The organism is Cellulosimicrobium sp. 4261, from assembly GCF_040546915.1.
GTDB classification, from domain to species: domain Bacteria; phylum Actinomycetota; class Actinomycetes; order Actinomycetales; family Cellulomonadaceae; genus Cellulosimicrobium; species Cellulosimicrobium cinnabarinum.
On sequence record NZ_JBEPOQ010000024.1, the window covers coordinates 23,559 to 31,748 of the forward strand.

General features: G+C 75.1%; 10 protein-coding genes. 4 read left to right on the plus strand and 6 right to left on the minus strand.

Annotated elements, in window-relative coordinates; genetic code table 11:
* The first annotated feature begins 48 nt into the window (after positions 1 to 48).
* Positions 49 to 507 (plus strand): RrF2 family transcriptional regulator, encoded by a 459-nt coding sequence (locus ABIE39_RS18245; protein WP_074803038.1) that lies wholly within the window; start codon positions 49 to 51, stop codon positions 505 to 507.
* A 120-nt stretch (positions 508 to 627) separates the two neighbouring features.
* Positions 628 to 1,557: a sulfite exporter TauE/SafE family protein gene (locus ABIE39_RS18250; protein WP_354052954.1), complete on the plus strand. Its 930-nt coding sequence runs from the start codon at positions 628 to 630 to the stop codon at positions 1,555 to 1,557.
* An 89-nt stretch (positions 1,558 to 1,646) separates the two neighbouring features.
* Here the strand turns inward: ABIE39_RS18250 and ABIE39_RS18255 are convergent, their stop codons facing one another.
* The 6 genes from ABIE39_RS18255 to ABIE39_RS18280 form a co-directional block, all read right to left on the minus strand.
* Positions 1,647 to 2,381, minus strand: a complete 735-nt coding sequence (locus ABIE39_RS18255; protein ID WP_354052955.1) for a glutamine amidotransferase — start codon at positions 2,379 to 2,381, stop codon at positions 1,647 to 1,649.
* A 111-nt stretch (positions 2,382 to 2,492) separates the two neighbouring features.
* Positions 2,493 to 3,302 carry an ABC transporter permease gene (locus tag ABIE39_RS18260; protein WP_354052957.1) on the minus strand — a complete coding sequence of 270 codons (810 nt, stop codon included), beginning with the start codon at positions 3,300 to 3,302 and terminating at the stop codon, positions 2,493 to 2,495.
* On the minus strand, positions 3,299 to 4,363 hold the full coding sequence (locus ABIE39_RS18265; protein WP_502914900.1) for an ABC transporter ATP-binding protein: 1,065 nt from the start codon (positions 4,361 to 4,363) through the stop codon (positions 3,299 to 3,301). Before ABIE39_RS18265 ends, ABIE39_RS18260 begins: the two co-directional genes overlap by 4 nt.
* A 90-nt stretch (positions 4,364 to 4,453) precedes the next feature.
* On the minus strand, positions 4,454 to 5,245 hold the full coding sequence (locus ABIE39_RS18270) for a hypothetical protein (protein ID WP_175009240.1): 792 nt from the start codon (positions 5,243 to 5,245) through the stop codon (positions 4,454 to 4,456).
* The gene (locus ABIE39_RS18275) at positions 5,242 to 6,231 is read right to left on the minus strand and encodes an ATP-binding cassette domain-containing protein (RefSeq protein ID WP_175009241.1); all 990 of its coding nucleotides are present in this window, start codon (positions 6,229 to 6,231) and stop codon (positions 5,242 to 5,244) included. The genes ABIE39_RS18270 and ABIE39_RS18275 overlap by 4 nt, the downstream gene beginning before the upstream one ends.
* 5 nt (positions 6,232 to 6,236) lie before the next feature.
* The gene (locus ABIE39_RS18280) at positions 6,237 to 6,656 is read right to left on the minus strand and encodes a GntR family transcriptional regulator (protein WP_209828625.1); all 420 of its coding nucleotides are present in this window, start codon (positions 6,654 to 6,656) and stop codon (positions 6,237 to 6,239) included.
* Positions 6,657 to 6,838: 182 nt separating this feature from the next.
* On the opposite strand from ABIE39_RS18280, the gene ABIE39_RS18285 reads away from it, so the two are divergent.
* A complete protein-coding gene (locus ABIE39_RS18285) occupies positions 6,839 to 7,525 on the plus strand; it encodes a hypothetical protein (protein WP_209828627.1) in 687 nt (228 codons plus the stop codon).
* 125 nt (positions 7,526 to 7,650) lie between these two features.
* Entirely contained in the window at positions 7,651 to 8,058 is a 408-nt protein-coding gene (locus ABIE39_RS18290) for a VOC family protein (RefSeq protein WP_175009243.1), read from the plus strand.
* Positions 8,059 to 8,190 lie beyond the last annotated feature (132 nt).

The following is an 8,190-nucleotide window of genomic DNA, read 5'->3' on the forward strand; positions in this document are numbered from 1 at the left end:
GGGGCAGCGGCGCCCCGGGGTGAGACCCGCGCACGGCACAATGTCCTCATGCGTGTCTCGGCGAAGGCGGACTATGCGGTGCGGGCGTGCGCCGAGCTCGCGGCGTCGCCGCACGGCGACCCGGTGCGGGCGGAGGACCTCGCGACGGGCCAGGGCCTCCCGGTGAGCTTCCTCGAACGGATCCTCGGCGACCTGCGCCGGGCCGGGATCGTCGCGAGCGTCCGCGGACGCTCCGGCGGCCACCGCCTCGCGCGCCCGGCGACCGAGGTGACGCTCGCCGACGTCTTCCGCGCGGTCGACGGCCCGCTCGTCACGGTGCGGGACGAGCGTCCTCCGAGCCTCGAGTACGACGGGTCCGCCGCGGGCCTGCTCGAGGTGTGGATCGCCCTGCGCGCGAGCGTCCGCGACGTGCTGGACCGCGTGACGATCGACGACGTCGTGCGCCGCGACCTGCCCGACGACGTGCACGCGCTCGCGGCCCGCGCCGACGCGTGGGAGAACCCCTGACGGGACGCTCCCGTTAACACTGGCCCACGATGCGGTCGGCGCTTCACATAGTGGACCCGTCCGGTCAACCTTGTCAGGACACGTCGGGACCCTCCCGACGGCCCGAGCAAGGAGGCCCCGGTGCGGACCCTCGTCCTGCTGGCCCTCGTGGGCCTCGGCGCCCAGCTCGTCGACGGCAGCCTCGGCATGGCGTACGGCGTGACGTCCACGACGCTCCTGCTCGCGATCGGGACGAACCCCGCGGCGGCGTCGGCCACGATCCACCTCGCGGAGATCGGGACGACGCTCGCGTCCGGCGCGGCGCACTGGCGGTTCGGGAACGTCGACTGGAAGGTCGTGCTGCGCATCGGCGTGCCGGGCGCGGTCGGGGCGTTCGCGGGCGCGACGTTCCTGGCGAACCTCTCGACCGAGGTCGCCGCCCCCGTCATGTCGCTGCTGCTCCTCACGCTCGGCCTCTACGTGCTCTCGCGCTTCACGTTCGCCGGGCTGCCGACGGGCCGCCTGGGGCTGCCGCTGCGCAAGCGGTTCCTCGCCCCGCTCGGTCTCGTGGCGGGCTTCGTCGACGCCACCGGCGGCGGCGGCTGGGGCCCCGTGGGCACGCCTGCGCTGCTCGCGTCGGGCCGGATCGAGCCGCGCAAGGTCATCGGGTCCATCGACACGAGCGAGTTCCTCGTCGCGGTCGCGGCGTCGCTCGGGTTCCTCTGGACGCTCGGCTCGCAGGGGATCGACCTCACGTGGGTCGCGGCGCTCCTGCTCGGCGGGCTCGTCGCGGCGCCGATCGCGGCCTGGCTCGTGCGGATGCTCCCGCCTCGGATCCTCGGCTCGGCGGTCGGCGGCGTCATCGTGCTCACCAACGCCCGCACGCTGCTGCGCTCCGAGTGGGTCGACGCGAGCGGTGCGGTCCAGGGCGTCGTGCTGGCGCTCGTCGCGGTCGTCTGGGCCGCGGCCGTCGTCTGGTCGGTGCGAGCGCACCGCCGCGCCGTCGCGGCGGAGGCTGCGGCCGACCCGGCACCCGCCGACGCCCCCCACCCGGCCCCGGCCACCCGCTGACCCGCTCCGCCGAGCAGGTGGTCGGGGTCCGTCCTGGCGGCCGGACGGACCACGACCGCCTGCTCGACCTGGGAGGACCTCCGGGGATCTCAGTCGCTCGCGTAGCGGCGGACGAAGGTCGCGAGGATGCGGTGCGGCTCCCGGACGTCGCCGCGCCGGACGGTCGCCTCGACGTCGCCGGCGGCGTCGGGCGGGAAGTACCCGTAGTCCCGGTAGACGCCGATGCGCGTGAGGATCCCCTCCAGGTCGAGCTCCGGGTGGAACTGCGTCGCGTAGAGGTTCTCCTTGACGCGGAACATCTGCACCGGGCACGCGTCCGACGTCGCGAGCAGCACCGCGTGCGGCGGCAGCTCCCGCACCGCCTCCTTGTGGCCCACGTACGCCTCGAACGCGTCGGGCAGGCCCGCGAGCAGCGGGTCCGCCCGGCCCTCCGGGGTGAGCCGGATCGTCACGGGCGAGATGGGCTCGGCGTACGTGTCGTCCAGCACCGCGCCCTCGTGCAGGCCGAGCGTCCCGACGCCGTAGCACGCCCCGAGGAACGGGACGTCGCGCTCGACGATCTCGTCCAGGAGCGGCGCGAGCTCGCGCTCGACCCGACGCTGCGTCGCCGACTTCTCCGCCTCGGGCCGCGACGAGTCGAACGGGCTGCCGCCGACGATCACCCCCGAGTACGCGTCGAGGTCGATCGCCGGCAGCGGGCCCGCCTCCATCCGCACGCGGTGCAGCTCGTGCGGCGCGAGGCCGGAGTGACGCAGCACCGCCGCGTGCTCGCCGTCCGCGGCCGGGTCCTCCGCCCGGGACGCCAGGAGCAGGAAGGGCTTCATGCCGGTCAGGCTAGGGGCGCCCCGGGGGCCACGCCCGCGGGGACCGGGCGGTGGCCCGGGCGGCGGGTCCGACCACGGTTCCGGGTGCCCGGCACCGTCGTCGGGTCCGCCTCAGCTCCAGCGGAACAGCCGGATGCCGAGCGGCAGGAGCACGGCCGTCCACACGACCATGACGACCACCTGCACCGTGGGGAAGCCCTCCTCGAACCACCCCGCCGTCATCGCCTGCGACGCGGCGCCGAGCGGGGTGAACCTGCCGACCTGCGCGACGGCCTCCGGCATCATCGGCCCCGGCGTCCACAGCCCGGAGAGGAACAGCAGCGGGAAGTAGATGAGCGTCCCGATCGCGGACGCGGTGCTCGCCTTGGGAGCGCGCGCCGCGACGAGGGTGCCGAGCGCGTACATCGACGCCACGCCGAGGACGAACGCGAGCACGACCGTCCCCGCGTTCCGCGGCGCCGGCAGACCGAAGACGAGCTGCCCGACGACGAGCGCGACCGCGGACGCGACCACGACGGCCACGAGGTTGATGACGAGGTGCGCGACGACGATCCCCTGCGGGCGCATGGGCGTCGTCGAAAGCCGCCGCAGCAGCCCCTTCTCGCGGAACGTCGCGAAGTAGACCGGCATGGTCGTCAGGGCCGGGGTCGCGATCGCGGCGGCGAGCACCACGGGGGCGTAGAGCGCGACGGGCGTGAGCCCGCCCCACGGCGGGGGCGCGTCCTCGATCGGCACCCGCATGCCGGGGATGGCGAACCCGACCCCGACGAGCAGGACGGTCGGGAACACGAGCGCGAAGAACACCGTCCCCGGGTCGCGCAGCCAGAGCCGCGACTCCGTGGCGAGCAGGACGCCGAACCCGCGCCAGCCGCTGCTGCGGCGGACGGGCGCGGCGGACGGGGTCAGGGTCGTGGCGGTCATCGGGACTCCCCTCGGGTCGGCCGGGCGTCGGTCGCGTCCGGGTCGTAGGTGCGGCCGGTCACGGCCACGAAGACGTCCTCGAGCGTGCGGGAGACGGTCCGGACGTCGTCGGGCACGACCTCGCGCTCGGCGAGCGCGAGCACGACGGCGGGCAGCACCCGCCGGGAGCCCGTCACCTCGATCTCGCGCCCGGGGGTCGGCGCCGCCTCGACGTGCTGGACGTCCGCGAGCCCCGCGATCGTGTGTAGCGCGAGGTCGTGGTCCGCGGGCGGCACACGCAGGCGCACGGTGCGCGACGTGTCGACGGAGTCGACGAGCTCCGCGGGCGTGCCCTGCGCGACGACCCGGCCGCGGTCGATGATGACGAGCCGGTCGCACAGGCGTTCCGCCTCGTCCATGAAGTGCGTGACGAGCAGGATCGTCACGCCGCGGTCGCGCACGCGCTCCACGAGCTCCCACGTCGCGCGGCGGGCCGCCGGGTCGAGCCCGGTGGTCAGCTCGTCGAGGATCGCGACGCGCGGGTTCCCGACCAGCGCGAGCGCGATCGACAGGCGCTGCTTCTGCCCGCCGGAGAGCTTGGCGAACGCGACGCGCCGGTGCGGGGCGAGGTCGAGCAGGTCGAGCAGCTCCTCCACGTCGCCGGGCGACGCGTAGAACGACGCGAAGAGCCGCATCGCCTCCTCGACCGTGATCTTCTCGTTGAGCGCGGCCTCCTGGAGCTGGACGCCGACGACGTCGCGCACCGCGGCGGGGTCGGCCTGCGGGTCGACGCCGAGCACGCGGACCGTGCCGCCGTCGGCCTGGCGCAGCCCGGCGAGGCACTCGACGGTCGTCGTCTTGCCGGCGCCGTTGGGCCCGAGGACGCCGAAGATCTCGCCCTGCCGGACGGTCAGGCTCACGTCCTCGACCGCGACCGTGCGCGTGCCGGAACCCTGCGGTCCCGGGTACGTCTTGCGCAGGTTCCGGATCTCGACGACCGGGTCGGGCCCGGCCATGCGGCCGGCGGGCGGGGCGGGCGACGTCGCCGTCGTGCCGCCCGGGGGCTGTGCTGCGGTGCTCATGGTGACCTCCAGGAGGGTGTGCGGCACCCACGGACGGCGCCGTGCGCCGTCCGGACGGGTGGGAGTGCGGTCGGGAGGGTGTGCTGCCGGTCAGGCGCTCGCGGTGCCCGCGAACTCGACCGGACGGATCGCGACGCCCCGCAGGACGACGCGCAGGAGCAGTGCGGCGAGCACGACCCCGGCGAGCCCGCCGAGCACGGCGAGCCAGACGGGGGTGCCGTCGAGACCGACGACGCGCGAGAGCGCGTGGCCGAAGAACCCGGAGCGCAGGAACACCTCGCTCACCACGACGGTCGCGAGCGACGCGACGACGAGCAGCACGCCGCGCAGGAACCCGAAGCCGTAGAAGCCCGCGGCGACGACCATGCCCGCGAGGTAGTAGACGACGCAGAACGTGCCCTCGACGAGGATCATGAGGCCGACCTCGGACCCGTCCGCGTAGAGCTGCGTGAGGTCCTGCTCCGTCGGCCAGCCGGCCTGGCGGAACAGCACCCACTCCCCCCACCGCACGAGCGCGGTCGCGATCCCGAACGTGAGCCCGGAGACGGCGGCGCCGATCCACAGGCCGTGCGTGTACGACCGCCGCGTGCCGCCGGCGGCGACGTGCAGCGCGATCGTCATGAGCGGCAGGAGGATGCCCATGACGAAGAGGAAGAACTTCGCGGAGCCCGCGACGCCGCCCACGCCCTCGATGCTCACGTCGTCGTTGCGCATCATGATCCACAGGACGAGGGCCCCGATGGCGAGCGCGATGAGCCAGAACCACACGCCGACGTACCAGGTACCGCCGATGAAGTACCAGGCGACGGCGCGGACGCCTCGCCGGTGGGCGGCCTTCTCGAGCGCGCGGCGCTCCGCGGCGCGCGGTGTCGTGGCGGTCATCGTGCCTCCTGCGTGCGGGTGCCGGCGGACGCGCCGCCGTCGGTGCGGTCGGTGCGCGTGAGGTGGACGAACAGGTCCTGGACGGGCACCGCCCCGACCTCGAGCCCGGCCGCGGCGGCCGCGGCCCGCTCGTCGGGGGCGAACGTGCCGAAGAGCGTGACCTGCGCCGTGCTGCCCAGCCGCTGCCGGGCGAGCACCTGCCGGCCCGCGGTGTGGCGCTCGACCACGTCGGCCGGCCCGGTGAGGCTGACGCCGCGCGCGCGGACGTCGTCGGCGTTCTCGGCGAGCAGGACCCGCCCGCGGTCGATGATCACGACGTCCTCGAAGAGACGCTCGACCTCGGCGATGAGGTGGCTCGAGAGCAGGATGGTGCGCGGGTGCTCGGCGTAGTCCGCGACGAGCGCGTCGTAGAACGCGTAGCGGCTCGGGGCGTCCATGCCGAGGTAGACCTCGTCGAAGATCGTCAGCGGCGCGCGGGCGGCGAGCCCGACGACCGCGCCGAGCGCCGAGCGCTTGCCGCGCGAGAGCTCGTTGGGCTTCTTGCGGACGTCCACCTCGAACGTGTCGAGGAGGCGGCCGGCGAGGTCGGCGTCCCAGTGCGGGCGCACGTCGGCGTAGTACTCGAGCGTGTCGCGCGCCTTGTCCGACTCCCCCACGTCGCCGCTCTCGCGCACGAGCTGGGTGTGCATCGTCGCCCAGACGTTCTCGAACGGGTCCTCGAGCTCGCCGTCCGGGCCGACGCGGACCGTGCCCGACGTCGGGCGCCGGAACGCGGCGAGCAGGGCGGCGAGCGTCGTCTTGCCGGCGCCGTTGCGGCCGAGCAGGCCGGTGATGACGCCGGGGCGGATCGTCAGGGTCGCGCCGTCGAGCGCGGGGTCGTCGCCACGCGAGTACCGCACGACGACGTCGCGCACCTCGGCGCCGAAGGGCGCCGGCGCGGTCGCGGCGGGGAGGTCGGTGGGGTGGCTGGTGGGCCGGGCGGTCACGGGTCTCACCTCGGGTTGGGGTCGGTGGTCGGGCCGGTACGGGGTGCGTCGCCGGTCCCGGGACCGGCGGGCCGCGGGCGGCCGAGGACGTGCTCGACGATCTGGGCGGCCGGGATGTCCAGGAGGTCCGCCTGCGCGAGCGCGGGGTCGAGGACCTCGTCGAAGAACCGCGCGCGGTGCTCGGCGAGCAGCCGCTCGCGCGCACCGGGCGCGACGAACATGCCGAGCCCGCGCCGCTTGTAGAGGACGCCTTCGTCGACGAGGCCGGCGAAGGCCTTGGCCGCCGTCGCCGGGTTGATCCGGAACGTCGTCGCGAACTGCGTCGTGGACATGACCTGCTCCTCCTCCGCGAGCTCCCCCGCGAGCACCTGTGCCCGGATCATCTGTGCGATCTGGAGGTAGATGGGTTCAGGTCCGTCGAACATGGGGCCCATCCTCTCCCGGCTCGCGCGTTCTGTGGTTCATTACTTGAGTAATGAACCACAGATCACGTCCCGGGCGCAACCCCTCTTCCGGACGCGCGACGGTCGAGGCCGCGCGGAACGATGGGGACGTCGGCGCGGAGGCCGGTGCCGGTCGGGTCGCACCGGGAGACGGAGGAGGCGCGGTGGGCGGAGCGTGCGAGCTCGCGGGCGGGGCGCCCGGGGCCGAGCCGCTGAGCACGTGGACGAGCCTCGCGTTCGTCCTGGCCGGCGCGGCCGTGGTGGTGGCGGCGAGGCGGCCGGAACCCGGGGCCTCCTGGGGCCCGGGCGAGCCCGACGGCGCCGCGTCTCGACTGCGCGTGGCCTTCGGGGTCCTGGTCGCGCTGATCGGGGTGGGCTCCGTGGTGCAGCACGGGCCGTCGCCGTCGTGGAACCCTGTCGCGCACGACCCGCCGCTGCTCGGCACGCTCGCGCTCGTCGCCGCCGACGCCGTCGCCGACCTCACCGGGCGCCGCCTGCGGACGTGGTGGTGGCTCGCGCCGACCCTGCTCGGGGTCGTGCTCGCGGCGGTCTCGGTCCCGGCGTCCACCGCCGCCCAGGTGGTCGCGGCGGGCGCGGCCGTGGCCGCGAGCGCCGCACGCGCGTGGCGACGGCCCGCCGTCCGACGCCGCACGGTCGCCGCGCTCGTGCTGCTCGCCGTCGGCGGCACGGCGGGGACCCTGACCCGCCCGGGCTGGCCCCTGTGCGACGCCGACGGCGCGCTCGGCGTCACGCTCCCGGGGCACGCCGTCTGGCACGTGCTCGCTGCCACGGCCCTGTGGGTGCTCGCGCCGACGCTCGGGACGCGCCCCGCGCCCGCACGCTCGTCCTGACCCGCTCCCTTCACCCGCCCCGGGCGGTACCCACCGCGGGCCCGCGGTGGGACGCTGGGAGGATCCGGCGTCCGCGGCGGGCCCCGCCCTCCGGCCGCCGGCGGTCCCGAAGGAGTGAGGCAACGATGGTCACCATCAGGCGCGGGTTCTCCAGCTTCTCGGCGGACGACCTCGACGCGGCGCGCGCGTTCTACGGGGACACCCTCGGGCTCCCCGTCACGGCACTCGACGACGGGAACGGTCTGGTGCTCCACCTCGGCGGCGGCTCGGACGTGTTCGTCTACCCGAAGGAGGACCATCGGCCGGCCGCCTTCACGGTCATGCACCTCACCGTCGACGACGTGGACCAGGCCGTCGACGAGCTCACCGCGAAGGGCGTGACGTTCGAGCGCTACGAAGGGTTCGACCACGACGAGAAGGGGATCGTGCGCGGCTTCATGGAGGGCGGCGACGGCGCCTGGCTCACCGACCCGGCCGGCAACGTCGTGGGGCTCGCGGACGGCGAGAACATGGCCCGGCTCGTCGAGGGCTGAGCGCGCACCTCTGACACCACCGGCTCGGGGGGGGGGGGCCCGGGGAAAACCACCGGGCGGACAACCGCGGGGGGGGGGCGCGCCCCCCGCCCCCCGCGGGCAACAACCCCGAGCCGCGGGGGGGGGGGTGGG